The organism is Pseudobacter ginsenosidimutans, from assembly GCF_007970185.1.
GTDB lineage: Bacteria > Bacteroidota > Bacteroidia > Chitinophagales > Chitinophagaceae > Pseudobacter > Pseudobacter ginsenosidimutans.
On the sequence record NZ_CP042431.1, the window covers coordinates 3,932,213 to 3,957,005 of the forward strand.

22 protein-coding genes are annotated in these 24,793 nt (G+C 47.3%); 5 read left to right on the plus strand and 17 right to left on the minus strand.

Annotated elements, in window-relative coordinates:
* Entirely contained in the window at nucleotides 1-408 is a 408-nt protein-coding gene (locus tag FSB84_RS15825; RefSeq protein WP_130538909.1) for a MerC domain-containing protein, read from the plus strand.
* Here FSB84_RS15825 and FSB84_RS15830 read toward each other — a convergent pair.
* The 5 genes from FSB84_RS15830 to FSB84_RS15850 all read right to left on the minus strand — a co-directional run bounded on the left by FSB84_RS15830 (nucleotide 401) and on the right by FSB84_RS15850 (nucleotide 4,750).
* Complete coding sequence (locus FSB84_RS15830) at nucleotides 401-964, minus strand: DUF3299 domain-containing protein (RefSeq protein ID WP_130538910.1); 564 nt, start codon at nucleotides 962-964, stop codon at nucleotides 401-403. The genes FSB84_RS15825 and FSB84_RS15830 overlap by 8 nt on opposite strands.
* A complete protein-coding gene (locus FSB84_RS15835) occupies nucleotides 957-2,189 on the minus strand; it encodes an ABC transporter permease (protein WP_130538911.1) in 1,233 nt (410 codons plus the stop codon). The genes FSB84_RS15830 and FSB84_RS15835 overlap by 8 nt, the downstream gene beginning before the upstream one ends.
* Nucleotides 2,186-2,950 carry an ABC transporter ATP-binding protein gene (locus FSB84_RS15840; protein ID WP_207234168.1) on the minus strand — a complete coding sequence of 255 codons (765 nt, stop codon included), beginning with the start codon at nucleotides 2,948-2,950 and terminating at the stop codon, nucleotides 2,186-2,188. The genes FSB84_RS15835 and FSB84_RS15840 overlap by 4 nt, the downstream gene beginning before the upstream one ends.
* Before the next feature lie 158 nt (nucleotides 2,951-3,108).
* Entirely contained in the window at nucleotides 3,109-4,311 is a 1,203-nt protein-coding gene (locus FSB84_RS15845; protein WP_130538912.1) for a GTP-binding protein, read from the minus strand.
* 112 nt (nucleotides 4,312-4,423) lie between these two features.
* The gene (locus FSB84_RS15850; RefSeq protein ID WP_130538913.1) at nucleotides 4,424-4,750 is read right to left on the minus strand and encodes a hypothetical protein; all 327 of its coding nucleotides are present in this window, start codon (nucleotides 4,748-4,750) and stop codon (nucleotides 4,424-4,426) included.
* Nucleotides 4,751-4,907: 157 nt separating this feature from the next.
* Here FSB84_RS15850 and FSB84_RS15855 point away from each other — a divergent pair, with 157 nt between their 5' ends.
* Together FSB84_RS15855 and FSB84_RS15860 are read left to right on the plus strand one after the other, a co-directional pair.
* Nucleotides 4,908-5,354 (plus strand): SRPBCC family protein, encoded by a 447-nt coding sequence (locus FSB84_RS15855; RefSeq protein ID WP_130538914.1) that lies wholly within the window; start codon nucleotides 4,908-4,910, stop codon nucleotides 5,352-5,354.
* Between the two features lie 136 nt (nucleotides 5,355-5,490).
* Nucleotides 5,491-6,261, plus strand: a complete 771-nt coding sequence (locus FSB84_RS15860) for a DUF6683 family protein (protein WP_130538915.1) — start codon at nucleotides 5,491-5,493, stop codon at nucleotides 6,259-6,261.
* Between the two features lie 23 nt (nucleotides 6,262-6,284).
* Here FSB84_RS15860 and FSB84_RS15865 read toward each other — a convergent pair whose 3' ends face one another.
* From FSB84_RS15865 to FSB84_RS15910, 10 genes are read right to left on the minus strand one after another with little or no spacing between them, the layout of a single operon-like run.
* Nucleotides 6,285-7,391 (minus strand): hypothetical protein, encoded by a 1,107-nt coding sequence (locus FSB84_RS15865; RefSeq protein WP_130538916.1) that lies wholly within the window; start codon nucleotides 7,389-7,391, stop codon nucleotides 6,285-6,287.
* A gap of 18 nt (nucleotides 7,392-7,409) precedes the next feature.
* A complete protein-coding gene (locus tag FSB84_RS15870; RefSeq protein WP_130538917.1) occupies nucleotides 7,410-8,951 on the minus strand; it encodes a DUF4347 domain-containing protein in 1,542 nt (513 codons plus the stop codon).
* Nucleotides 8,952-9,002: 51 nt separating this feature from the next.
* Entirely contained in the window at nucleotides 9,003-10,586 is a 1,584-nt protein-coding gene (locus FSB84_RS15875; protein ID WP_130538918.1) for a M15 family metallopeptidase, read from the minus strand.
* Nucleotides 10,583-11,344: a hypothetical protein gene (locus FSB84_RS15880; RefSeq protein ID WP_130538919.1), complete on the minus strand. Its 762-nt coding sequence runs from the start codon at nucleotides 11,342-11,344 to the stop codon at nucleotides 10,583-10,585. Before FSB84_RS15880 ends, FSB84_RS15875 begins: the two co-directional genes overlap by 4 nt.
* A gap of 6 nt (nucleotides 11,345-11,350) precedes the next feature.
* Complete coding sequence (locus tag FSB84_RS15885) at nucleotides 11,351-11,638, minus strand: hypothetical protein (RefSeq protein WP_130538920.1); 288 nt, start codon at nucleotides 11,636-11,638, stop codon at nucleotides 11,351-11,353.
* The gene (locus FSB84_RS15890) at nucleotides 11,616-11,801 is read right to left on the minus strand and encodes a hypothetical protein (RefSeq protein ID WP_130538921.1); all 186 of its coding nucleotides are present in this window, start codon (nucleotides 11,799-11,801) and stop codon (nucleotides 11,616-11,618) included. The genes FSB84_RS15885 and FSB84_RS15890 overlap by 23 nt, the downstream gene beginning before the upstream one ends.
* A gap of 2 nt (nucleotides 11,802-11,803) precedes the next feature.
* Nucleotides 11,804-14,500, minus strand: coding sequence for a hypothetical protein (locus tag FSB84_RS15895; protein ID WP_130538922.1), 2,697 nt, complete (start codon nucleotides 14,498-14,500; stop codon nucleotides 11,804-11,806).
* A gap of 12 nt (nucleotides 14,501-14,512) precedes the next feature.
* Nucleotides 14,513-15,496, minus strand: coding sequence for a hypothetical protein (locus tag FSB84_RS15900; RefSeq protein WP_192909873.1), 984 nt, complete (start codon nucleotides 15,494-15,496; stop codon nucleotides 14,513-14,515).
* 45 nt (nucleotides 15,497-15,541) lie between these two features.
* The gene (locus FSB84_RS15905; protein ID WP_130538923.1) at nucleotides 15,542-17,620 is read right to left on the minus strand and encodes a hypothetical protein; all 2,079 of its coding nucleotides are present in this window, start codon (nucleotides 17,618-17,620) and stop codon (nucleotides 15,542-15,544) included.
* 12 nt (nucleotides 17,621-17,632) lie between these two features.
* On the minus strand, nucleotides 17,633-18,955 hold the full coding sequence (locus FSB84_RS15910) for a S8 family peptidase (protein ID WP_130538924.1): 1,323 nt from the start codon (nucleotides 18,953-18,955) through the stop codon (nucleotides 17,633-17,635).
* 319 nt (nucleotides 18,956-19,274) lie between these two features.
* On the opposite strand from FSB84_RS15910, the gene FSB84_RS15915 reads away from it, so the two are divergent.
* A complete protein-coding gene (locus FSB84_RS15915; protein WP_130538925.1) occupies nucleotides 19,275-19,685 on the plus strand; it encodes a response regulator transcription factor in 411 nt (136 codons plus the stop codon).
* An 87-nt stretch (nucleotides 19,686-19,772) separates the two neighbouring features.
* Here the strand turns inward: FSB84_RS15915 and FSB84_RS15920 are convergent, their stop codons facing one another.
* Nucleotides 19,773-20,639 carry a glycoside hydrolase family 16 protein gene (locus FSB84_RS15920; protein ID WP_130538926.1) on the minus strand — a complete coding sequence of 289 codons (867 nt, stop codon included), beginning with the start codon at nucleotides 20,637-20,639 and terminating at the stop codon, nucleotides 19,773-19,775.
* Between the two features lie 430 nt (nucleotides 20,640-21,069).
* On the opposite strand from FSB84_RS15920, the gene FSB84_RS15925 reads away from it, so the two are divergent.
* Nucleotides 21,070-22,455 (plus strand): hypothetical protein, encoded by a 1,386-nt coding sequence (locus tag FSB84_RS15925; RefSeq protein ID WP_158643935.1) that lies wholly within the window; start codon nucleotides 21,070-21,072, stop codon nucleotides 22,453-22,455.
* A 78-nt stretch (nucleotides 22,456-22,533) separates the two neighbouring features.
* Here FSB84_RS15925 and bglX read toward each other — a convergent pair whose 3' ends face one another.
* Nucleotides 22,534-24,774, minus strand: coding sequence for a beta-glucosidase BglX (gene bglX / locus FSB84_RS15930; protein ID WP_130538928.1), 2,241 nt, complete (start codon nucleotides 24,772-24,774; stop codon nucleotides 22,534-22,536).
* Nucleotides 24,775-24,793 lie beyond the last annotated feature (19 nt).

A 24,793-nucleotide genomic window follows, 5' to 3' on the forward strand; every position in this document is an offset into this window, starting at 1 on the left:
ATGAAAATAAGTTACGATCATCTTGGCATCTTTACTTCCATTGTTTGTGCTATCCATTGCACTGTGCTGCCATTGATCATCAGTAGTCTGCCGTTCCTGGGTATCGATATCCTTGAAAGCGCTGCAATAGAATGGGGGCTTATTGCGATGGCCTTCCTGTTCGGTTTCCTTTCGTTAAACCATGGCTATCGCCGTCATCATCAAAAGAAGCTGCCAGCGTTGTTATTCTGTGCTGGCTTTGCTTTCCTCATTATCAACCAGGTTACAGATGAGCAAATACTTTTCATTTGCATTCCCCTGGCTGCCCTATTGATCATCGCAGCTCACATTACGAATATTCAACGCTGCAGGCAATCGCGTAAGTCCTCCGCACGTGTAAATGGACAAGGCAAATTGACCATCACCTGACCTCTTCTGCATTCCGGAAGATGTAAATAAAATCATTGACATCTTTATCATTCAGATCCATGGTTCCTGATACGGTAACATATTCATCCAGTTTAAAGCGACGGGGCTTTTTTGTGAATTTCAGGGAGACTACTGATTCCGGACCGCTTTTGCCACAAAAATAGCAGGCTGCATATGTGTATCGCGAAACGGCGTACAAGCCTTCTTTGATGTTTAAAGGCACCATGTATCCGGAGATCCTGTGCTTTTGTCCTTTTAGTTTTTTTACATTTTCTCCGAACACCGGGTACATAAAATCCAATTGAAACTCTTCGTTCCATTTCGACTTAAACGATACATCTTTCAGCATTTGCCAGCTGATCACTTTCCCCTGCATGGCAGCAGGCAGGTAGTTTATGCTAATGCTTTGTTGCAGCCTCTCAGGGCTTGACGGGCTATCCCTGTATGTAAAACCAGTTTCATTTGAAAAGTCATGGCGGCAGAGCGATGCTATATTGGTACAGGCTACCAGCAGTAGCAGGCTGGTATATATTACGAAATGCCTGATCTTATTCATGCGATAATGTTTTGGAAATATTGATAAACCATGCGCTGATGGCAGGAAGCAATGCAGCAGTAAGGGACAGGCCGGTGGTAAGCAGGCATAAGACAAGCTCTCCCGGAATTTGGAATATAAATGGTGAAATGTCCAGATGATAATCACTTTGGAGTTTATCTGCCATCATCCAGATAATGATCCGGCTGAGCACCAGTCCTGTAACCATTCCTGCAACACAAAGGGCGCCGGCTTCGAGCAGCATCAGCCAGGATAGCTTGCTCCTGGAAGCTCCCATTGTTCGCATCAGTGCGAGCTCATATTTTCTTTCCTTCAGGGAATTATAGAGAGCTACAAATATACTGAGCGCTGAAAGCGACATGATGCCGATACCTACTGCTTTAAGTACATCTATTCCTATTCCGAAGAGGGAGAACAGGCGGTTGATCTCGATGGCCGGTGCTGCCGCCATCAAACCCGTCTGCTCATTGATGGTGCGCGGCAGCTGAATGGCGGCCACCGGACTACGGAATTTCAAAAGAACAGCTGTCAGTTCCCTGGAATCTGTGGCTTTTTGGGGGTGCTGATGGCGTAGTGCATCTTTGTTATGGGGCTCATGTTTGTGCTTCTCTCCGTGTTCATGCATCTTCCAAACGCTTTCCAGGTTCGTGATCAGCAGATTGTCTGTGACATCTCCGGTTGGTTTCAGTATGCCTGTGACAGTGTATGGATGATCGTTATGTGTTTCCGCATGTGCATCGTTGCCATGAGCGCTGTAAAACTGATTGCCTGGTTGTAAGCCCAGTTTTTGAGCAATGGCATGGCCGGCCAATATTTCAAAGTCAGCGCTGTTCAATTTCCCTTTGAGTAGTTCAATCCCTGGTTTTTGAAAAAAGGAATTGGTGGTGCCTACTATACTATATCCTTTATAAGAGTCTCCATAGGCCAGAGGTACGGCGGTTGAAACATAAGGGTGGCGCATCCATTTCTCTGCCTCAGCATAGCTGATGTTACCAGTGGGCGCATCGAGATGGAAAACGGCAGAAAGCACCAGTTGAAGGGGACTGCCTTTTGCTCCGATCACCAAATCCACATCACTGATATTGTTGCTGAACTGCTTTTCAAAATGCTGCTGGAAAAGCAGCAACACTGAAATGATGGCTACACTAACGGTAAGCAGTAACCAGCTTAGTAAAAACGTGAGTGGTTTTTGCCAGATGTTATTCCAGGCGAGTTTTAGTATCATCTTAATGCGATTGTGTTTCCAAAAATTGATTGTAATCGCTGATCATGGGTTACAATCACAAGTGCGGCATGGCTGATAGCTGCCTGCTCTATCAGTAATTCAGCTACAGCATGGCAATGGGTATCGTCAAGGCTGGAGGTGGGCTCGTCCGCGAGGATAAGCGTTTGTTCATTGATGAGCGCCCTTGCAATAGATACAAGTTGCTGTTGTCCCTGGCTGAGCTCAGCCGGTTTATTGTATATTTTATCTTCCAGCTTAAGGCGTTGCAGCAGACCGACTGCCTTTTCCCTGTTGGCAGATTTCCCGGCCAGCTTAGTTGCCAGTAAAATATTATCCAGTACATGGAGGCTTTGCACAAAATGGTTTTGTTGCAATACCAAACCGATCTTTTGCCCGCGGAACCTGTCCAGCTTTTTTTCAGACAGGGAAGCAATACTGTATTCATCGATATCTATCTCTCCTGATACCGGCCTGAGTATTCCGGCCAGCAGGTGCAGTAAGGTGGTTTTACCCATCCCTGAATTTCCCGTAATCAATAGTGCCTCACCAGGCCCACAGGATAGATCCGGAAAACGGAATGAATTTCCATTTTTGTAGGAATAAGTGAGCGCCTTCGTTTGTAACATATCACCATTTTTTAGACTGACTCCTGCAGCGTTCAGCATGAGATAATGCAGGTCAGTATTTTTCACAAAGGGTTTCAGTAATTCATTTCCGGGACCGTAAGCAGCCAGCTCAACATAGTCTGCGGAATGTTCCATAGAGGCCCATCGTTAACCAGAAAGATGATGTGCGTCTTCGGGAAGTTGCTCCCGGTTCCATTGTTCAATGCCTGATGGCCTGTTAACGTTGTTCCCAGTAGTGCAAGTGAGCTGTTCCTGAAAAAACCTCTTCTTTGCATAGCGTTTATTTTAACCCGTTAGAATTTTGGAAAAGGATCGTTGAAGGAAATGAATTGCTGCATTTGTTCAAGTTCATCTGAGTGGCACAAACAGGATTCTATTTCATTGTAGATCGCACCTTTGTCAAGGTCCTGTCCGATAATGACGATCTCATTGTGCCGGTCGCCAAAACGCTTGTCCCAGTTCCTTTCTATATGCACCTGGTTCTCTGTAAATGCACTGTAGCGTATCCGTTCACTGAATGGCATACTGCTCCACCAAACGCCCGCTTTGTCAGCACGCAGGCTGCCGCCGGCCTGGCTCCAGTTAATAGCGTCATTGGGCCGGGATGCGATCCAGAATAATCCTTTGCTGCGAATGATATTGCCATGCCATTGATTGTTGAGGTAATTCCACCAGCGATCGGGATGAAAGGGGCGACGGCTTTTGAATGCAAAGCTGCCGATCCCATACTCCTCCGTTTCGGGTTTGTGATGGGTTTTGTTCATTTCTGCTATCCAGCCAGCACTCCGGGAAGTGCTGTCAAAATCGAAAAGGCCTGTGTGAAGAATGTCTTGTAACGACACTTTACCGAAGGACGATTCTATGATCCGGGCATTGGCATTTAATTTTCTCAATACAGATCTGAGTATTCCAATTTGGTCCCTGGTTACCAGATCTGTTTTGTTGAGAATGATCACATTCGCGAATTCTACCTGTTCGGTGAGCAGGTTTACGATTGTCCGGTTGTCCTCCATTTGCGTAAGCTGGCGTTGCTGTAAAGATTCCAGGCTGCTGAAATCCCTGATGAAATTGTATGCATCCACAACAGTAACCATGGTGTCCAGCCTGCTGATAGCGCTCAGATCGATACCATTGGACTCATCCTGGTAGCAAAAGGTTTGTGCAACCGGCAGCGGTTCGCTGATGCCGGTGGATTCTATAAGAAGGTAATCGAAGCGCCTTTCTTTCGCAAGTTTTTCCACTTCTTTGAGGAGATCGTTGCGGAGTGTGCAGCAGATGCATCCGTTGCTCATTTCCACCAGCTGTTCTTCAGTTCGGCTTAGAGAGGTCTGCTGTTGAACCAATTGAGCATCTATGTTCACTTCGCTCATATCGTTGACGATCACGGCTACTTTCAATCCTTCCCGGTTGTTGATGACATGATTAAGAAGTGTGGTCTTCCCTGCGCCCAGGAAGCCGCTTAGTACCGTTACCGGTAATTTATATGGTTGAGACATTCTGTGAATGGTTGAAATGATAATTGAATAGACTTTCAAGCCTGCATTGCAGGCATACAATTTTGATGATACCTGTATGGATTACAGGTAATGATTCTTGTGGATGAAAATATCAGGCAGTGGGAGGTCCGCGTGTGTCACCGGACAAATAACATTCTGCTATATAACTGTTCTGTAACTGGCAACAGGAAAGCGTTACAGGAGGGAGGTAGTGTTTGAACCCAATGCCTGTTGTGAAGTCTGCATCCTTTGCAGGTTGGAATTCACAGATATTACAGGCATGGTGACCATTATCTTCAATGAATGTTATGGCAGAATAGTGATGGTAATGACTGTCTTGTTCATGTGTATGAAAACATTTGATGGCATGCACCCAGAACATCACTGCAAAAAGCAGCGATGCAATCATCGTTCTGTTGGAACTGGTTCTGTCATGCATGGGTCCAAAGGTAGTTGAAATTTTGTTTTTTGCAACAGTGTTTCATATTTGTTCTTTGCCATTTAATTCATTGTTGCCTAAAATCACCACTCCTTTTGTCCATTTCACACTCCCTTCACCATTACACCAAGTACTACCTTTAAGTAAACAAATCAATATGGCAGAAATAATGCACCGTGTAGGGATCAAAACCAATTCCATCGATCATGTTTACCGCGCATTGACCACCAGGGAAGGTCTTGCCGGTTGGTGGACTTCCAACACCCAGGGGGAAGGTGACAAGGTCGGAAATATCATACAATTCCGGTTTGGCGCCGGCGGATTCGATATGCGGGTGAAAAAGCTCGATGCGTCTAAGCTGGTGGAGTGGGAACTGACGGAAGGCCCGGAAGAGTGGATGCCCACTACCATCCAATTTGAGTTGAAACAAGACGGCGATTATGTGATCGTACTATTCAGGCATTTCAACTGGAAAGAGCGGGTGGAGTTCATGCATCATTGCAGCACCAAATGGGCTGTATTCCTCATCAGCCTGAAATACCTGGTAGAAACAGGAAAGGGTAAGCCGGATCCTGAGGATATCAAGATCGATAACTGGAATTAAGGAATTATTCACTTTTGAAAAGGATCGCCTCAAATGCGAAGCGATCCTTGTTTCATTAAGTATTGTACCAGACATAGCTGCACTTTTCTGTAAATAAATTGGTAAGGAATTTGCATGGTTAACCGAAATGCCCGCTATGGAAAAAACAACAATTAACCTGCCTGTGAAAGCTTTGTTGACGGCTTCTTTGCTTTGTTTGATCTTGATTCCCAACACTAAGGCTCTTGCACAATATTTCCCCTACGAGCCAGCTTATAATCTTGCCATGTTCTCTGTCACCAAAAATGTGGTGGAACGGAATATCAAAAAAGTGTACGGTATTCCGGATAAATCAAAACCTTCAGCGGGTAATGAAACCACTGCCAAAGCGGCTTCGGCAAAATTGAATTTTACTTCTTCTAAGGAAGTGCATGAGAAAGTACTGGAAACATTGGGCAGGATCGCCGCAAAAGGAGATGAAACAAAAGTGAAGCATCATGCTGAAGTACTGGGCAAATCCAGTTTGTTGAAGGATTTTGATAGTCTTCTCCGTCAATACGGATTCAACAGTTCCAATATGGCCGACGTATTTGCCGCCTATACCATATTATCCTGGCAGGCCATTACGGGAACTGATGCTGCAAAATATAAAACAGGTATCGAAGCATTCAGGCAGAACATGCATAGCATCATGGACAATAATGAACAATTGCAAAAAGCAACAAATGCTGAAAAGCAACAGCTTTCTGAAACACTTTCATATCTCGCCATGATATTTTCTTTCGCCAGCCAGGAACAGCTCAAAACAAAGAATGAGAAAGCGCTGGCAGTAACCCGTGAGTATATCAGGAGAGGAGTAATAAGGGTATCGGGCATCGATCTTTCCCAATATGAGCTCACCAATTCAGGTCTTCGTCCTAAAAAGTAGATTTCCTTTAAACTATCGCCCGTCTAAGGGATCAGGTATATTTTTCCACTCAACTCCACAAACACATAATCCTTGTATCCTGCATCGTTCCTGTAAGTTTCGTTGAACGCAGCCGGCTCCAGCATTTTGATCGTTCCGGCTTTTCCTGCTTTCGGCAGCGCATTATTACCCATGTCCAGTCTCGATAATACATTCTTCACATACAGTGCACCGTTAGGTAAACTGGTGAATTCGAAGTCTTTTTTATAGCCGTCGCTGTCTGCGGCCTGGAAGGTTTTGCAGAAGCTTTTGATGATGGTTCCCACATCGCCTTTGGATCCTTTGATGGCATCCCATTTGAGGTAAGCGGGCAGCCAGTGATAGAGGTGCATGGCCAGCCTGATAGAATCAGTAGGCCAGGAATAGGCTTCGGCAGGCATATACCTGATTCGGAACTCTTTCAGGATGCGGACCTGGTTGTTCACGTTGATCTGTTTGATGGCATCCAGCGCAGTGATGATCCTGCTCAATACTTTCTTGTCCCAACGCAATTTCTGAAGAGCATTGGTGCCTGTTACGATCTTCCGGGTGACGGTGTCTACATACAATGCGTCTCCATCTTTGATCAGCAGTCCCATTTCCAGCATTGCATTTTTGAAATCAGGAGAGGATTCCATATTGTATTTGATCACGTTCTTACCTGAAGAATTGAGCATACTGAATCCCCATCCGAAAGTAACGATCTGATTATCGTAGGTATTTATAGAATTGGCAGCGCCTTCACCAAAAAGTTCCAGCCTGATGGCATTGTATGCCCTCAGTTTTACGGCATCGGTTTCCTTCCAGTCCGGAAGCGGGTCTGCGGAGGGTTTACCATTGTAGGAGTAGCCTCCCAGGAAGCTTTTCGTTTGCACCAGACCGGTAAAATCGGGAACGGATGTACGTTTATCCGCTATCCAGGCGGATGCTGCTGTATCATAGTTTGCATCACCTTTGCCGAATTTATCTGGCCAGTCGTAATAATCCCTGGCTGTATTGGCATCCTTGGTGAACATGCGGCCATAGTACGACTGCGGCCTTACCAGCGACCCTTTGCTTTTTTTCCTGTCGGCAGGGAAAAGCTCTTCCTGCAATTGAAGGAACCGGTTCATGTAAAACTATTTAATCGGTTATACGAAGAGGTTATTCCTGTCTTCCAGCAACCCTTTGATCAGGGCCTTCAGCGATAATTTCACTTCATAGGCTTTTGTCCAGTCGCCTTTTTTCAGGAAATAATCGCAATCGGAGAACACGATGAACTCTTCCGGCACATTGTTGCGGATGAAGAAGATCTGACCATTGAGCTTACCGCTTACATTCTTCGCATTCACGGTATGCGTGTAGTCGATGCCATCCACAAATTTCTTCACGGTGGCTGCATCGGTGAATTTGTACTTCGCATCGGAAGCCATATTCACCGGATTGGTGGCAGGCTGGAAGTACACAGCGGTTATATTGTTCTTGATCTCAGCCATACTGATGCTATGTGCAGTGGATTCTTTTTTCTTTTTCTTTTCATCGGAAGGGGTACCAATTGGAGGCTGCGCAGGCTTGCCGGGATATCCCACCTGGTGAACAGAACCTGCTTCTTCTGTGCAATCGCCGTAAACCTTGCCGGTAGGGGCTTTCACGGTAACGCCTGTTACATCGGCTACTTCTTTCAATTTATCTGCTCCTTTCTGATTGGCTCCTGTATTGCAGCCTCCCAGGAAGATCTCGGCCCCGGGTGCGAAATAAGGACGAAGCCTTCTGAGCTCGGCCTGCCAGGCTGTATCACTGTTGATATGTTTGCCTGTCTGCCAGCCCATGCCATCACCTGTACCTACCACACCGTCGGTACCATGACCGTAGATCACCAGCTTCTGGATCTTCTCATTCGGTTGCAGGCTGGCGATGGCCTGGTCTACCATATCTTTCACACTGGTCACCCTGAGACAGCCGGGATTCTTGCCGGCCTTCCCGGCCAGGAATCCATTATCTGGAGGACTGGCAGGCTCTTTCTCCACAACTGTGATGGTCTTTACAGCAGCAGCCGTTTTGCTTTGCTCATAATAGTAGTCATCGCCTCCATCGGAAAAACTCCAGGCTGTTTGTTCGAAGCTGGATTCCCAGAAGGATTTGGCTTGCGCCGGGCTCAGCTCATCTTTGATATTCTGTGGCAGCTCGGCAAAGCCTTCCTCGAACTGTGCGTCCGTGATGGCTTCCTGTCCGTTTTCCATCTTGGCGATAGCCTGTGAAAGCGCTTTGATAATGTCTTTGGTGGCGGTGAGCTTGGCATCGGCTTTGATGCCTGTGCGCTTCGCTACAAAATTAATATACTCCTGTGTATTGTTCTCCGTAACCGGGGCATACTCGGCAAAGATCTTGTTGATGGTATTCCTGTCGGCTTTGATATAATTACGCAGGAGGATGATCAGGGCGCGCACACCGTACTTGTAATCGGTGAACTGCTCGAAAGTACCATCGGTATTCTTGTCTTTCGGCACTTTGCCCAGCCAGTCGTTCACCTTACTGTACACCAGGTTGCCCGGGTTATTGTTCCTGATGCCTCTTGGCGCTTTGTTCATCGGATAGCCATAGCGGCTTTGCGCCTTTACAGGTGGTGGCGTGCGTTTTGCCTTCTTTTTGTTTTTCAGGAAGAGCTCTTCCTGCAATTCGAAGAACCTGTTCATATGAAAGAGTTTAAAATGATTGTATTCGATTGTTTGTGTCCGTTATATATGTCAGGGGATGATCTTTACCAGTTCGAAGTGCATACCGTCTATGCTGCTTCCCTTGAAATGACCACCCCAGAAGAATCCATGTTTATTGGCTATTTCCACCAGTTCACGCACGCAACCTTTTACGCCTTTGAGTGCAGGTACGGAGCCGCGTGCATTCCATTCCGCATTGATATCGAAAGCCGTGCCCCAGGAGTGATTGCTGAGACGGCCATCGGAGCGGTTCTCGGGTTTGGTGCCACGGATATAGCGCGGCACATAGCTTCCGTTGAAAGTATGGATGCGGTCCAGCAGTCCTGCCTTTTCCCATTCGGCCCACAAGGCTTTCAGTTGTTTGGCGCCCTTTGTATGGAACTGCATGCCTGTTTTTGCCACGGGTTTGCCGGAACCTGAATTACCTGTGAGCTTTCCTTTCATCTGTGGGATTTCCACCCATTGGATATTGGTGGAAGGCCAGTTGTCTGTGACCCTGATGGCTTCTGCGTTATCTCCGGTGGGAGCTGCCTGGTAGGCGAACATGCCGAAGAGTTGTTTCTTCTGATCCAATGTAAGTGGCGACAAATTCGCGGGCCTTGTTGGCCAGTTGGGGTCTTGCGCTACTTTTTCCATAGCTCCTGATTCCACATTGATAAGGTCAAGATCCTTTACAAAATCTTCCGTGGAGAAGGGCAGCACATTTTTGATTGACTGCAGCGGATCAGGCAGACCTCCTTTGAAAGGATCTGGCAGTACGCCTTTCAGCGGATCCGGTATGTCCGGAAAGCCGGGCAGCGAGGGCGTGGGTAATTGTCCGGATGGAATGGCATCATCAAAACTGTCGAATCTTTGTTCCATATCAAAATCCCCGAGATCGAAGGAATTGGCAAAGTTCATGTTCTGCGCTATCTGGTCGAAAATAGCATGGCGGTCTTCGTTCTCTTTATCCTTTTCGTTCTTGTTTTTCGATTGATCATTCCCGCTATTACCGGAGCGCTGATCGTCAGCTTGTTTCAGTTTCGTCATGAAATCATCGTCCACTTTATTCTTGTCAACCAGTTCTTTCTTTTCAGGGTCGAATACCTGTTTGCCTTCCAGGATGGCGGCAAGGTCTGCTGCAAATTCATCATCGCTCATTCCTTTCACGGCCTCACCCAATGCTCTGAGTGGATCGGGATGATGCAGGATGGGGGAGGGAGATTGAGAAGGGGTGGATGGCAGTTCCTCCGGAATGTAGACGGGCAGTTCATCTGGCAGCTCCTGTGCATAAGTAGCAACAGGCTGTGGCTCTTCAGCCAGGAATACCGGCTGCTGCTGAGGCTGTTCCGTCGTATATACGCCGGGGTTAGTTTCTTCCATCGAGTACTGAACCGTATATTCAGCGTCTTCGGTGACTGGCTGCTCTTCAAAAGATTCCACCTGCCAGTCAACCGACATTTCATATTGAAAGCCCCGTGGACCGCTCAGTTGAATGGGCTGCTGATCGTCATAGAATTCTACGGAAGCAGTCCTGCTTTCAAGAGCCTTTATGACTTTTCTTTTTTTGATGCTGACGGTTTTGTTGTGCACTTTCAATTCCTCGTTCAGCTCAAACAGGTATCCCTTCTTCATGTTGCAATTTTTTTAGCGTGAATATTCATCCTGAAAATGGCGAAGGGGTCCAGGGTAACCACCACTTCGTTCACATCTTTTATCAGTTGTCCGGAAGACATTTGTATCACCAGTTTATCGGATTTGTGCTGCAGTACTTTCGCCAGCTGATCATTGATCACTACTACCGGCTTGTATTTACGGGCAACGGACAGATTTTTGCCGCTTAGTTCAAGTACGGGGCCATCGATGCTCTTGCTGACGGAGATCTTGTTGATGGCCGGCGGGATCTTTGCGCGGCGCGCTTTTTCGATCATGGCCGTCAGGTTCTTGTAATTGGTGTTGGCGGCACCGGTCTTGTCCAGCGCAACATTCTTCTTTTCTATTTTCTCCACATCTTTCACCGAGTTGACGCCGATCTTCTTCAGGTTCTTCTTCGTGTCGTCATCCAGTCCTTCGATGCTGTCGATGCTCACATCATTTGCAGTGGGGAGACGGCTGGTCTCTCTAACCTGCTGGTCAGTGATGGAGCCCAGTTGGATAGACACGCGTGAAGCGCCTGCCTGACCGGGCTGCGCCGTGATGAACTTCACTTTGTCCCCATCGAAAGCGGGAAAGAGCTGAAGGTCGAGCGCTATATCTTTCACGGCATAGGTCAGCGGTTTGTTGATAGCCTTCAAAGCAAGCGTGTCGCGGGCCTTATCGAGCTCCACGATCATGGAATCCAGGAAAGTTTCCAGGTTCCAGTAAGTGTTTGATGAATTGCTGACCGCTGGCATATTCCGTTATTCTATTTTTTCAAATCTGAAACGAAGCTGGTGCATCACCGGTGTAAAGCTGGTCTCGATCTTATACAAAGGAGGTGTGACGCCGATCTGCACTGTGCCATCATTGTCCATCGCCACCATCAGTTGCACAGGCAGGTCCATTTCGATACCATGGATATGCATGGACACACCTTCGTCCTCATCGATGATCTCTTCCACGGGCTCCGTGAACATCTCTATCATCTCAGAAGGGCTCATCATCTGTTCATCGATCAATCCGTTTTTATCTTGCTGAATGGGCTCCATCTTCTTTTTCTTTTTTTGGTTGTAGGTTCACCGGCATCAATGCTACTTCTTTGTCGAATATCACTTTGGCGCCATTGATCACCAGTTCGCCTTTATCTGCTTCTGCGGTCTCCCTTTTGGAAGCCCTTGACAGTACCGGGAATTCCTGCATGGTTGATAGCATGATCATTTGTTTTGAGTTCCGATAAAATGCACGGAGGTGGGGCGGGCAAATACCACTTCCTCATCCACTGTGCTCAATACATTTCCGTAAGGATTGATCTCGTTGGCCTTCTTCAGGGTTAGTTTGATGAGATCCACTTCAGGATAGACCCAGAGGCTGTTGGTAACACCGTCTTTGTTGCGGAAGCTGAGCTGGCTCTGCGCCGCCGTGTCTACCAGTTTCTTGAATTCATAGTGGCGTAAAGCTTTTAGCTGCTGTTCATTCAGGGAAGGATAGGAAGAAACCAGGGGCAGGAGATTATTGAGGGCGATGGCGGAAAGGTCCATGCCTGTTTTCATTTTGATGAAGGTCTGCTGCCTTTCGGAATGTTCTTCCTCTTTCTGATTTTCCTGTTTTCTCGTTTCTATTTGTGCATTCTGTACAGACCGTGGATTGTAGTGCATATAATATTTACAAACGATATGCACTTCAGACCTGAGGCTACTCAGCGGGCTTTCCCATATCTTATGCCAGAAGTTCCGGTGTGTATTCACATTGTTGAGAGGAATGCCGGTTTGAACAGGCTCACCGATCCGGCCCAGCGTATAGCCATCACTGATAAGTATGGCATGTGTTTTTCGTACTACTTTGGTTTGAGATTTTTCTTTCCAGGCAAAAGCGATATGCACCAGGAGATCGTGATTGGCCGGTAAACCATTCAGCTCCTGCGGTTCGAAGCGAAGCCTGTCGATAATGGCGCCTGGCTGAACATCGCTCAAAGGGAATTTCTTTTCGGACACCAGCTTGTTGCGATGGTCCCTGATCTGGATCTGCGCCATGGCTTTGTCCAGTGGCGATTTCCCATTGATCTTAATGGCGAACACGATGCCTTTATCGCGGACATAGATCACTTTTGGAGTGCCGTTCACATCGGTGGTTTTTGCGCCCACGATCTCGAGGTCATAGTCCCTGCCTGTTTTCACAGACATAATAGCGGGCCTTTCCTTTTCAGCAGCTTCTATTTGTTGCAGCAATAGCTCTGCTGCCGGATCCGGCGTTGCAGAAGGCGTTGTGGGCTGATCCTGCACACTGAAGGCTGCTGCGTGAGAACGGCTGTTGCGCTGGCGACGGTATTCCGAAGCGATAGCCACCGGCAATGTCTTCCTGAACAACTGGATACCCTGATCATGACCGTTAGTAAGTATCTTTTTGGCCTTGTTACCGAAGATCCTGTTGCCTTGCATAACAAACTCCTGCGGATCCTGACTGAGACTGAGACTTTCGATTGGAAGCTCTTCCGTTTTTTTGATCTTCACTTCCGGCACCATTTTACTGATCTTCTTTTTGAGATCTTCCTGTAGTTGCAGTAGTTCATTGCTGATCTTTTCAGCCATGTCCGTGGTGCGTTCAGTGATCTCTTCGATGCTGTTCTGGCTCATTGTTTTTTCCACCAGGGGGATGGTATTACAGAGCGCATTTACGATCACGGATTGTGCAACAGGCTGTGCGGGCGCTGCCTGTGGCTGCATATGCGTGATCATATTGTAAGCGCTGATGTTCCCGATCATCTGTTTGATCACATCATCCATATTCACACCTTTTGGCATCATGGCTTCGATATGACGGTACTGTTCTTTATTGAAATTGAGGAGACCGTTCTGAACGGTTCCCAGTAATTTATTAGGCTGGTCGCCGATGGCATTGATCACATTCGGGTCCATGGCTTTCTCCGCCAGCGGCATCAATGCGGGTATGGCTGCGAGGAGGGCAGGAGCGATCTTGGCCTCGGAATACACGGTGGGCGGGTGTTTCAGCGTAGCTTCCATCGGCCGTAGTTTTGTAAGTTCCTGCTTCACGGCCATCAGTTCCTGATCAGGAAGTTTCACGATGGCATCTGCGAGGGCTGCATATAATTTTTCCGGGTTGCCGCCGATAGCAGCGATGGCTTCCTTCGTCATGAGTTTGTTCAGTACAGGAGCGATGGCGGCAGAAGCGCCGAGCAGCGTGGAAGATACAGTTCCAGAAAGTGATTTGGCAACAGCGGTCTTGTTCTGTTTCATCAGTTCGGCGATCAGGTCCGTAACGGCCTTGATATTTTCAGGTGTCAGCAATGATTTAAGATCGATGGCTGGAGCCGCTGCAGGCGCTGCTGTACCTGCTCCATTGGAACTGTTGCCGCCTCCCTTGCTGAGTAGTCCTCCCAGCAGATTGGTAGCGATGGGCAGCAGGTTGGTGATCAGCGGCATCAATGATGCAAACGACATCGGCCCACTCAATGGCGTTTCTTCAAAATCGAATGGTTGTTGCGGCTGGATGGTTGGCGCTTCGCTCATAAATGAAAAATTTACTGGTATCCGTATATCGGGCAGATCGTCGGTTTTGTATGGTTTGCGCGACAATAACTTCGGCATCACTTCAATCACGGCGGAGAATGCTTCTCCCTGTTTGTTCTTCGTCTTGTACGTCAGTAGTTGAATGAATCTTCTCTCGTTGTTGAAGATGGCCGGATCAAGTTGTATGGTCTTTCCTGTTTTGATGCTATTGGACTCAGGCCCGCGAAGGGGTAACCTGCTCTGTGCGCCATCGATGAAGTCTGTACCGCCCTGCTTGGTGACAGCTTCACCGATCACCAGTTCCCACCAGGGCGAACTGCCAGTATCGATGTAGAACTGGATGCGGTTGGGCGACTTGTCCAATAATTTCAGAATTGCCAGTGCCATACGCTGTATTCATTATTTTCCTGGAATCGGGAAGCCACCGCCCTGTTGCGGTTGTTGCTGTGCCTGCTTGCCGGAAGCTCCGTTCGCATACATGGTGGCGAAATTGTCGAGCTTGAAATAATCTGTTTTGAAATCGATCTTTACCTTACCCGTGAGGTTCGCTTTCAGTTGGTCTGTGTTCTTGCTGTTGGCGGAAGACACTGTTACTTTCGATTTGGTTTTATTTCCACCGCCGCCGGCGCTGATGATCCCGAAGAGATTGAAGCCGCCACTACCGCCACTGTTGGATTGCTCATTGGTGTTTTCCATATCTGCGCGTGTGGCTTCCCGGTTGCCCTGCACGTCGAAGATCACACCGGCTTCCACTGTACCTTTTTCCACTACCAGGCGGGTAACGCCCATCAGCAGTACTTCGCGGAGCATAGCCCTGTGTTCCTGCGCCATAGCGATCTTGGCTTCCATGATCTTCGCCTTCACCTCATTGTCTTCCATGTCCACTTTTCCACCATCAGGCTTGGTGAGGGAGATCTTTCCATTGTCCATGGAGATATTGAACTGGTCTGATTTGTTCTCGGCGAGATAGGCAAAAGTATCATCGTCCTTCACGCCTTTGATCAGATCTGCCACACTCTTGGTAGCCTGTTTCATCAGGCGGATATATTCTTCCGTTTGCGCGCGCATCACGGAGATGTTCGCATCGAACACGGCTTTGAGCAGGTCTTTCACAAATTGAGGGAAGTCCACGCTGTCTATCAGGTCCTCGAAATTATCAACCATGCCGTTGAAGTTCTTCTCATGCCGTTTGTCGTTGATGGCCATTTCGGTAACCAGCCCATGTTGACGGGAAAGTGTATCGTATTTATCTTTCACCAGGTCCTGGTAGATGGTCTTCTGATCGTTCAGCGGCATTACTTTATAGGTGGGCGTAGCAGCCAGTACCGAGCGGGCATGGCTGCGGGCCATACTGAGAATATCCTGTTGTGATAAATTTGACATAATCGGATTGTTTAAGAATATGATCAATACCTGTCTGTAGTTGCATTAGAATTTCCAATCGTCCTTTTCTTCAGGATCGGTTTCTGTATCCTCTTCACTGTTTTGAAGCATATCTTCCACATTGCCGTTGGCAGTGATGAACTCAGTGATATTGTCCAGCAGCGCGCGGAATCTTTCTTCCGGAAAACTGGCTTCATCAAATTGAGCGATATCGGTGAAGATGCTATGTCCTTTCACGGCAATGGTGCGGAGAGCGGCCACGTTCGGTATTACGCCGAATGCTTCTGAGCTGACCCTTTCAATCACCCTCCACATATTGCGTTGGTAACCCTGTCCGAGCTGTTGTACTATTTCCGGGCGTTTCAGCAGATCGATAGCGCTTTGGAGCTGCGCATACATTTCCGGCAGCAGGGCTTTGATCATTCCGCTCATGAACACAGAAAGATTGTATTGCAGGTTCTTGATGGCATGGTATACCCCGATCTTGGAAACATATTCGAAGGCGTTGTCGTTGGCTTCGAACTTCTGGATATATTTCACGGTCTCGTTCATGAGAACGGTCCAGAGCTGCGCAAATTCTGTATTCACCACGCTGTTCTCCAACACTTCGGCATCGCCGGTATTGAACACGATCTTATAGAACATGGCGCGTTCTTCGGCAGTGCTTCTTTCTTTGCGGAGTTTATAATAACGGTAAAGCTTAGTGGCTGTTTCCCCCTGCGGGATGTCCAGTTTGCCCTGTGTCCAGGCCATGAGGATAGCGTCTGCAATGCGGAGGATGCCGAGATCATCGGACAGTACCTTGGTATAGAAGAGCACACCAGCGCCAAGGATATTCTTTCGGTCGATATATTGTCCTTCCTCATCATCGAAATAATCCACTTTGAAGTCGAAGCTGTCTACCGAAATATCGGAATACACATTCCTTACGGGATCGCTATCGGAGGCGCCGAGTTTTGCCGCATATGCATATGCGTTAGCAAAGTATTCATCATATTGGTCAGGAGGCAATGTGTCGCCGCTGATCTGGAGATCCAGTTTGTAGAGGTATTCCACCATTTTGGTCTTGATCTCGGTAGTGCCTTTGGAAGCGGGGATCTCGTTCTGCGCGAAATAATCATTCACGTATTTGGGCAGCTTGCCGTATTTCATCATGCTGCTGATGCGTGTCTTCATGAAAGTAGCGGGCCTTCCGGAAGCAAAGCTGAAGCGGGAATTGCGGATCAGTTCCAGGAATGCAGTTTTGTCTACCTGTTCATCATCCAGGTGCGAGCTTTCGAAATAATCTTCGGCCACCAGTTCATTCACTTCGTCCTGTGCCTGGTCTGAATAAAGGAGTACGCGGTTGAAGAATCCATCGGAGTCTTTCACTTTATCAACCGTGAATGCTTTATAGAGACAGGCCACATAGATGGGCTCATTGCTGAGCAGGAGGCGGAGATTGTTGTCGATGCTGCTTTTGCGGATCCGGGCGGAGGTCTTACCGATCTCGCCGGTAAGTCCTGCGGCCAGCAATTCCTGTTTCATCCAGTACTGCCGGGGAAGGAAGATGCCGCCGGAGCCGGAGAGTTTACCTGCTTTACGTCTTCTTCCCTTGCGGTAAGTTTTGGAATGGCTAAGGAGCAGTTGTGCAAATGAACTCCTGCTGATCTTTTCAACAATCACTTCTTCCTGGAATTTTTCCAATTGTGCTTCGTCTTTTGCGATGATTGCATCAAGCTCTTCTTTGAGCTTGATGAGTTTTTTATATTCCGCACTGGTGGGTTGTAATGTTTTGAGCTGGTTATTCGTATCCTCCAGTTTGTTACGATTGTCTTCCAGTCTGCGACGCGCTTCGATGGCTTCGCTCTTTGCATCATTATCGTCCTTCCATTGTCTTTTTTCCTGGAGGTCGCCACTGTTTTTGTCTGTTACTCCTGCATCATACCAGGGGTCCTGCACAATGATGGCGCAGATCTCATCGATGGCTTTCTGAACCATCTTGTCCGCCTTTACAGGAGGAGCGGAGATGTCGAAATCCGATCTTAGCCTGGTGGGTTCCAGTATTTCGAGATCCGGCATGGAGTCGCCATTCATGGGTAAGGCGTCCAGATCAGATGGGTTGAATGATTTGAATAAAGACATAATCTTTGGCGTTTAATTGTTAAAAAATTTATAGTCCATGAACTTGATGGCGTCCATCAGGTTGATCTTTCCATATCCGTACCTGATATCCTTGAACCCCGGGAAGTTTCTGTCTGCCGTCATTTTCAGAATATGTTTCAGCTGAGCGTCTGTCAGTTTCCTGGATCTTTTCAATGCATAGGATTTAAGCAGTGCGATGGCTCCCGCCACGAAGGGCGATGCCTGGGAAGTGCCGGAAGCAAACGAGTATCCATGACCGAGGCCGGCGCTGTATACCTGGAAACCGGGCGCAACAAGTGAAATATGATTGCCGTAAGTAGAGAAGCCAGTGATCTTATCGTCATAATCCACGGCGCCCACAGCTATCACATTGTTGAGTGCGCCGGGATAGTAGCGATCATTGCTGCCATCATTTCCGGACGCAGCCACTACAGTCACTCCTTTCCTGATGGCATACTCGATCACTTCCTTATGTGGAAGTCCTCCTCCGGTATGTTTTACGCCGAGGCTCATATTGATGATATCCGCGCCCTGGTCAACAGCCCATTTGATACCTGCGCTGATATTATCGATCAGGCCGGCGCCTACTTTCTTACCCTGGTTGTTCATGGCTCCGAGTACGCGCACGGGGATCACTTTGCATTCAGGCACAACGCCCATCGGCATTTTGATCCCTTTGGCGCAGAGGATGCCGGTTACATGCGAGCCATGACCCACTTCATCGTCCGGTTCGGAATCCTCTCCCACGAAGTCCCCGATGAAACGATCTGCGCCGTCGAGGATATCCACGAAATCCATACCTGGAAGGAGTGAATGCCGGATCTCAGGATGACTAAGGTCTACACCGGTATCGAGTACTGCGATCTTTACCGCGGGATGTCCTTTACTGTAGAGTTGTGCTTCTTCAAGGAAGATCTGTTTGGCCGATCTGTCGAGATTGGATGCCTGTGAAAAGGAGAGGGCTGCATCGGGCAGTTCAGAAATGCCGATGATCCCCGGTTGTGCTTTTTCCACTACGGGGATCAGCCTGATCTGCTCTACCAGTGCAGGAGGCAGATTTTTGTCTTCCTGTAATATGATACGGTAAATCCGGTTGAGGCCTGATTCAACTTCTTCTTTGCTCCATCCGTTGGTAACGGGATCAACGGAGCGTTGTTGTTTGGGTTTGTATTCTTTGGTGACCCAGAACCTGAGTTGGTTGTTCTGCATCAGTTTGTCGATATCCCGCTGGAACCTGTCCACAGCCATCGACCTGTTATCTATAAAATCAACCCAGTAAGGCGCATCGATAGCGTCTATTCCTGTTTTCAATTTTATGATAAGATGTGGTTTCATGATAAAATCGGTTACTCATTATCGTTATAAAGTAAGAGAACCTGTTAATTCAATATCAAAAGTAAGATCATGTGAAAGCGAAGTCAATCCTCATTTTTGAGGAAATATGAAAATTGGAGGAGCTGGTTTTCAAAGAATACCACTAAGTGGTATCCTCATTTCTGATTATTTTCAGAAATATAATCTTAGCTTTATATTCTAGTACTTATCTTAGCAATCCCCACCACAATATACCTCCCGACCCGGCAAATAAAAATTGCTGAAAGGCAGCAGGCGCCTGATTTAGCATAACCATTTTGTGCAGGCAAAATCGAAAACCATGATGCTAAAAGACAATGTGCTGTTGGAACAGATCCATACGATCATTCGTGATCATTTCTTCAGTACGCACAATTTTATTCACTACCTGTATCAGCATTTTCCTGATTTGTTGGGTAATGCGGTTCAGGCTAATGTGGTGAAGCAATCATTGCGGGATTATAAGATAGCAGCGCAGCCGGAAATGGAACCGGTTGAAAGGCATGCGCCATTTGAGCCGGCGCCTGTTCTTACCAGGAGGGAAAAGGAAGTGCTGGGGCTGCTGGCCGAAGGGCTTTGCGCCAAGGAGATAGCGCAGATCCTGTTCATTAGTGAAACCACGGTGGTTACCCATAAAAAGAACCTCAAGAACAAGTTCAAGGTCAAGAATACCGTAGAACTGGTTTCTAAAGTATATAGTCATATAAAATAATTCCTGCCTTCAATCCACTGAAGACAGGCAGGGTATGAAGATCTTCAGGAACGAAGGGTTTCTGGAATTGATCGACAGTATCAAATGTTACAGCTTCTGATATACCCTCACCCAATCCACTTCAAACCTGCGTGGGAAAGATGTGTTTTCCGGATTGCCTCCATTCTGTCCGCCGATGGCCAGGTTCAGCAACATATAATGTGGTTGTTTGAAAGGATTGAATCCCGATCCATCCTTATTCAGCAATGAATCCGTTGGCACTTTGTTCAGCAATTGATCATCGATATACAAGGCAATATGTTTTTCTGTCCAGTCCATTCGCCATACATGAAATTTATTCGCCCAGGCTTTGCCGCCCAGTGAATCAGTGGAAAAAGTATTGCTATGCCATTCCTGACGGCCTTGCCTGCCTAAACAAACAATATTCGCCAGTAACATTTTTCGATAATACTCCATGATATCGATCTCTCCATTGGCGGGCCAGGGTTTGTCCATCCCCAGTGTCCACCAGGCAGGCCATAGTCCATCACTGATATCGATCCGGCCACGCATTTCAAAACGGCCGTATTGCCATTGGGCCTTGCCTGAGGTGATGAGGCAGCTGGATGTATATGCGACGGATGGCCTCTTTCCGCGCCAGTCTTTCGCATCTGCTGAATATCCCGGATTGGGTCTTTCTTCCCTGCGTGCTTCTATCACAAGCACCCCCTTTTCACAACGGGCATTCTCCGGCTGGTACCATTGGAATTCTTCGTTACGTACAAAACCCTGTTCATAATTCCATTTGGATGAGTCCGGCCGGCCTGGGTGATTGAATTCATCCGACCATACCAGACGGTATCCTTCACCGGTATATTGTGTGGCAGCGCTATCGCTGCCCGCGGAAGTCTTTTGTGAATTGCAGGCCTGCAGGAATAAACCTGCTGATAATATGAAAACAAACCCAATACGCATAGATTTAGTTTTTTCTTGTTACTAAATCTACAAATAATTACTGCCGTCCGATAACTGCATTCAGGAAAGATTTTGGAAAAATGTAACAACCGGGTTGTTCTGTTTTCCGATGGATTGTTCAATATTGGACTAGAATTCCTCCCAATCAACACAAAAGAATACGAAGTGAGCATAGATGACTATAGTTAGACAAACGGGCGCCGGGAGTTAACGCGGGTATCAGATCCCTGAAGATTCGTTGAAAAAGAAAAAAATGATTATTTTGCCTCGCCCTGTTTAGTTCGTGTACTTCCGTCATCCCTATCGTTACTTATTTCATTGCTGGCATTCAACGTCGATTTCTATCAAAAACAATAATATGAGATCATTCTCTTTTTATGTAAAGTGGATTTGCATCTGCTGGCTTTTGGTTTGCTCTTGTTGCATTGCAATGGCGCAATCAGATCCCCGGTTCAACGGCACCTGGGCCGGAACCGTGTCGTGGTTCACTGGCAAATGGTCCGATGCAGGCAAATGCCTGCTGGTGATCAAACCTGGTGATCAGGAAGGTAAGACTAAGGTATTCCTGTCGTATTTTGAAATGAAGGAAGATGCTTTTAATGAAGCGAGGTTGTATGATGGCGAATTTATTTCGGGTGACAATGGCCCACAATTGAAATTCAAATTCGACGGGCGTTTGAAGAAGGCGCCTGCTAATTTAATCGCTGGTGATTTTATTCTGGAGTTCGATAAAAGTGGAAATGGTCTCTCTGGTTATTTTACCAATTATGCAGTCAAACGATCGGAAGTTCTGCTCGAAAACTGGCGACTGCTCAAAGTGGAAGATAGTTATGGTGCAGAATTGGTGAAACTGCTGACACCGTCAACTCCGGTTGCTGTTGCTCCAACCATCACTCCAGTTTCCGGCGATACAGTAAAGGCAAAGGATGCCCTCCCAGCTCAGCAAATACCGGCAACAAACCAGGCAGAACCTGCCATCGCCAACAATGATGGGAATGCTACTGCAACAACAACCGAAGCGCAGCCCTCCGGTAAAGGAACCATTTCCGGGAAATTATTTTATCCCAGTGATCAGATACCCGCAGATTTTGCTGTTTATGCAGTGAGCATGCAAACCGGCCAGGTTCATCAGGCTAAAAAACAGGATGTTCGTCCAGACAAACGAACCTATAAAATGGAACTGCCTGCAGGCAATTACCAGGTATATGCGATGGTAGGTTTTTTGAAAGGACAAAAAGCCTATCATACTCCCAATGTGAAGTCTAATTTTACCGATACTTCCCATCAGCGCATAATTATTACCGTGATGCCCGGGTCTTCGCAGTCAGACATTCATATGGCAGACTGGTGGGATAATTCCATTTCTGCTACTCCTGAGCCAGCCGGACCCACGCTGGTGAAGGGCTATAGTCCGGAGAATGCAGATCCTTCGCGCAAGTTCGTTGGTGGAAAAACGGGCGATGAACTGGGCAGGGTACTGGTGAATGCCTTAAAAAATAATGACAGCACAACCTGGTTGCGATGTCTCGCGCCTTCCGTTAAGATTACTTCCGAGGTAAGAGATGATTTCGGGAAATTGCGGAATCGCCTGGCCTCCTTCGGTCTTTCGGACTGGTCCAAAGTGAGTTTTAGCCGCGTGACCTATATCGAGGATAAGGGGCAGCTCACCGCGTTCAAAATAGAATTCAATTATGGGACAGACTTCATCGGCGCGTTCGGCTATTTTACAGGTGCCGGATTGTATAATGGCAAATACTTATTGAATTATTCTATCGGACCAGGAACAGGAAATATGATCAGGTATACAAGAAGGTAGATAATCCATTAGTGTTTTATATAATTAAAAAGAGGATAACTCAAAGTTGAGTCATCCTCTTTTTAATTGGAAGGAGTTCTACTTCAGCCAGAACTGCTCCTGCAACACATCCCTTGAATTACCTCCAACAAACACTTCAAATTTTCCCGGCTCCACAACACTATTTCCGGAAGCGTCATAAAAAGACAGGTCACTACTGCCGAGTGTAAACTGAATTGTCTTTGATTCGCCTTTCTTCAGCATGATCTTCTGATATCCTTTCAGTTCTTTTACAGGCCGGACAATGGAAGCCGCAACATCATTGATGTACAACTGGGCAACTTCCTCTCCATCATGATCTCCATCATTGGTGATGGTGACTTTCACCTGTAAAGTGTGGTTGTTATCTAAAATGCTATCACTAAGCGTCAGGTTGCTGTAAGTGAAATGAGAATAACTCAGGCCAAAACCAAAGGGATACAATGGATGATTGTCTACATCCCGATAGCGGCTGTACCAGTTCCCTTTTCCGTCGGTAGTGGAAGGACGACCGGTTTTGAAATGATTATAATAAACAGGGATCTGTCCGGTTGCTTTCGGAAAGCTCATTACTGTTTTTCCGGACGGATTGTATTCACCAGCCAGTACCTGAGCAATGGCGTTTCCACTTTCAGAGCCTAAGATCCAGGTGTAGAGAATAGCATCGCAGAGATCTGTTATTTCCGTAAGGATCATCGGGCGGCCTGCTGAAACCACGGCTATTACAGGTTTACCTGTTTTCTTCAACTCCTTCAGCAGTTCAACCTGGTCTGCCGGGATCGCAATATTGGCGAGGGACCTGTCTTCTCCTGCCAGGTCTCCGGAAAGCCCGATATTCACCACTGCTATATCTGCAGAGCGGGTTTTGGCAACGGCTTCTGCAATCAACGATTTGTTGGTAGTGGTGGAAAGATCAACGTATCCGGCGCTGTAGCTGATGGAGGATGTACCAAAAGCCGCAGCCATTCCTTCCTGCAGTGAAACGGCATCATTGGGGTTACCCTGGCCTTTCCAGAAATCGAATATATGCGACTTGTCACTGGCATACAAACCGATCAGGGCTATCTTTTTTACTTCTTTTTTCAGCGGCAGTACTTTGTTTTCGTTTTTCAATAAAACTATCGATCGCTTTGCAGCTTCCAGCGACTGCTTTCTGTTCTCATTGCTGAACAAAGTTGCTTTCTCTCTTGCTTCATTGCAATAAGCAAAAGGATTATCGAAGAGCCCCAGCTTGAATTTATAATACAATATCCTGCCCACTGCGTCATCGATCTCTTTCATCTGTATTTTTCCCTCCTTCACCAATTCGGGAATAAACTTAACCATGGCCTGTGTTTCCATATCCATCATACTGCCGGCTGAAATGGCTTTGAAGGCTGCGTCTTTTTTGTCTGCAGCATAACCCCAGTTCACCATTTCACCAATGGAGTTCCAGTCGCTCACTACAAAGCCTTTGAAATTCCATTTGTTTTTCAATACATCCGTTACCAGGTATCGGTTGCCCGTAACCGGTATACCTTCAAAAGTGGTGAATCCGTTCATAACTGTAGCGATACCGGCATCGATAGCGGCTTTATAAGGAGGCATGTATTTATTCCACAATGCTACACGCGAAAGATCTGTATAGGCATATTCTTTTCCGCCTTCTACGGCTCCATAAGCTGCAAAATGTTTTACACAGGCAAGAATATGGTTGGTATCCAGGTTTCCCTGCAAACCTTTGACGCGTGCGGCAGCCAGTTGTGCTCCATACCAGGGGTCTTCGCCAGCGCCTTCCATTACACGACCCCATCGTGGATCGTCACTGATATCACACATCGGACCGAAAGTCCAGTGAACACCTGCGGAGGAAGATTCAGCAGCTGCAACAGCGTGATTGCGTTCCACCTGTTCAAGCTCCCAGCTACAGGCTTCTGCCAGCGGGATCGGGAAGATGGTCTTATAGCCGTGCATCACATCATATCCAAAGAGCAGTGGAATACCCAGTCTGCCGGCCAGCGCGGCTTCCTGCACCTGCCGGGTTTTTGCAGCGCCTACTACATTCAGCATAGAGCCTACCTGTCCGTTTTTGATGGCTTCCAGCTTATGCTGCCAGTCTGCATTTCCTGATGCAGGGCCGGTATTCAGATCGCCGGCCAGTTGATTGAGCTGTCCGGCTTTTTCTTCTACTGTCATTCGCTTCAGCAGATCTGTAACCCGGTCTTCCGTTTTTGCATCACTGCGTAAATAAACAGGTTTCTCTGTCGTTTGGCTGCAGGCCATTGTGCATATCAGTAATGCATAGGGTACGAACCTGATCATAGTTTCCTCATTGTTTGTG

What these genes read in the sequence shown, in the direction of transcription:
- FSB84_RS15825 (WP_130538909.1), top strand. Translation starts at nt 1, where the DNA reads ATGAAAATAAGTTACGATCATCTTGGCATCTTTACTTCCATTGTTTGT.
- FSB84_RS15830 (WP_130538910.1), bottom strand. Translation starts at nt 964, where the DNA reads ATGAATAAGATCAGGCATTTCGTAATATATACCAGCCTGCTACTGCTG.
- FSB84_RS15835 (WP_130538911.1), bottom strand. Translation starts at nt 2,189, where the DNA reads ATGATACTAAAACTCGCCTGGAATAACATCTGGCAAAAACCACTCACG.
- FSB84_RS15840 (WP_207234168.1), bottom strand. Translation starts at nt 2,950, where the DNA reads ATGGAACATTCCGCAGACTATGTTGAGCTGGCTGCTTACGGTCCCGGA.
- FSB84_RS15845 (WP_130538912.1), bottom strand. Translation starts at nt 4,311, where the DNA reads ATGTCTCAACCATATAAATTACCGGTAACGGTACTAAGCGGCTTCCTG.
- FSB84_RS15850 (WP_130538913.1), bottom strand. Translation starts at nt 4,750, where the DNA reads ATGCATGACAGAACCAGTTCCAACAGAACGATGATTGCATCGCTGCTT.
- FSB84_RS15855 (WP_130538914.1), top strand. Translation starts at nt 4,908, where the DNA reads ATGGCAGAAATAATGCACCGTGTAGGGATCAAAACCAATTCCATCGAT.
- FSB84_RS15860 (WP_130538915.1), top strand. Translation starts at nt 5,491, where the DNA reads ATGGAAAAAACAACAATTAACCTGCCTGTGAAAGCTTTGTTGACGGCT.
- FSB84_RS15865 (WP_130538916.1), bottom strand. Translation starts at nt 7,391, where the DNA reads ATGAACCGGTTCCTTCAATTGCAGGAAGAGCTTTTCCCTGCCGACAGG.
- FSB84_RS15870 (WP_130538917.1), bottom strand. Translation starts at nt 8,951, where the DNA reads ATGAACAGGTTCTTCGAATTGCAGGAAGAGCTCTTCCTGAAAAACAAA.
- FSB84_RS15875 (WP_130538918.1), bottom strand. Translation starts at nt 10,586, where the DNA reads ATGAAGAAGGGATACCTGTTTGAGCTGAACGAGGAATTGAAAGTGCAC.
- FSB84_RS15880 (WP_130538919.1), bottom strand. Translation starts at nt 11,344, where the DNA reads ATGCCAGCGGTCAGCAATTCATCAAACACTTACTGGAACCTGGAAACT.
- FSB84_RS15885 (WP_130538920.1), bottom strand. Translation starts at nt 11,638, where the DNA reads ATGGAGCCCATTCAGCAAGATAAAAACGGATTGATCGATGAACAGATG.
- FSB84_RS15890 (WP_130538921.1), bottom strand. Translation starts at nt 11,801, where the DNA reads ATGCTATCAACCATGCAGGAATTCCCGGTACTGTCAAGGGCTTCCAAA.
- FSB84_RS15895 (WP_130538922.1), bottom strand. Translation starts at nt 14,500, where the DNA reads ATGGCACTGGCAATTCTGAAATTATTGGACAAGTCGCCCAACCGCATC.
- FSB84_RS15900 (WP_192909873.1), bottom strand. Translation starts at nt 15,496, where the DNA reads ATGTCAAATTTATCACAACAGGATATTCTCAGTATGGCCCGCAGCCAT.
- FSB84_RS15905 (WP_130538923.1), bottom strand. Translation starts at nt 17,620, where the DNA reads ATGTCTTTATTCAAATCATTCAACCCATCTGATCTGGACGCCTTACCC.
- FSB84_RS15910 (WP_130538924.1), bottom strand. Translation starts at nt 18,955, where the DNA reads ATGAAACCACATCTTATCATAAAATTGAAAACAGGAATAGACGCTATC.
- FSB84_RS15915 (WP_130538925.1), top strand. Translation starts at nt 19,275, where the DNA reads ATGATGCTAAAAGACAATGTGCTGTTGGAACAGATCCATACGATCATT.
- FSB84_RS15920 (WP_130538926.1), bottom strand. Translation starts at nt 20,639, where the DNA reads ATGCGTATTGGGTTTGTTTTCATATTATCAGCAGGTTTATTCCTGCAG.
- FSB84_RS15925 (WP_158643935.1), top strand. Translation starts at nt 21,070, where the DNA reads ATGGCGCAATCAGATCCCCGGTTCAACGGCACCTGGGCCGGAACCGTG.
- bglX (WP_130538928.1), bottom strand. Translation starts at nt 24,774, where the DNA reads ATGATCAGGTTCGTACCCTATGCATTACTGATATGCACAATGGCCTGC.